Below are 397 nucleotides of genomic sequence, written 5' to 3'. Positions count from 1 at the left end.
GGATTACGGTAGGCAGGGCTTCCATTAACTCAATGACAGGTTTCACCTTACGACGCATGACAGGAGCCATGAAGTAAGCTGTATAGATTGCTCCAGCAATGGCAAGAGGCGTAGCCAGCAGCATCGCGTAAAAGGCAGCCTTGAGAGTACCGAAGGCCAGGGGAGTCAGGCTCAGTTTGGGTTCAAAGTCATTATTGGATGCGGATGATTGCCAGATATATTCAGGCTGCTCATAGCCTTCATACCAGACCTCACCCCAGAGCGCAGATAACGACACTTCCGGGTGCTCATTATCAACACTCCAAAACTCTGTAGTGCCATTGTTGCTAACCAGTATGTAATTGCTACGGGGAGAAATGACCAGCTGTTCTACAGGACCATCGGTCAGCTTCTCAGT

The 397-nt window shown here is 49.6% G+C and carries 1 pseudogene; it reads right to left on the bottom strand.

The window, feature by feature from the left end:
• Window positions 1–397: pseudogene (locus CWC16_RS19345) on the bottom strand (phosphate ABC transporter permease); the annotation flags it as partial.

The sequence above is a fragment of the Pseudoalteromonas sp. S3776 genome (genome assembly GCF_005886915.1).
GTDB lineage: Bacteria > Pseudomonadota > Gammaproteobacteria > Enterobacterales > Alteromonadaceae > Pseudoalteromonas.
The sequence above is the reverse complement of the archived record's forward strand: the minus strand, read 5'-3'. Positions and strand labels throughout refer to the sequence as shown.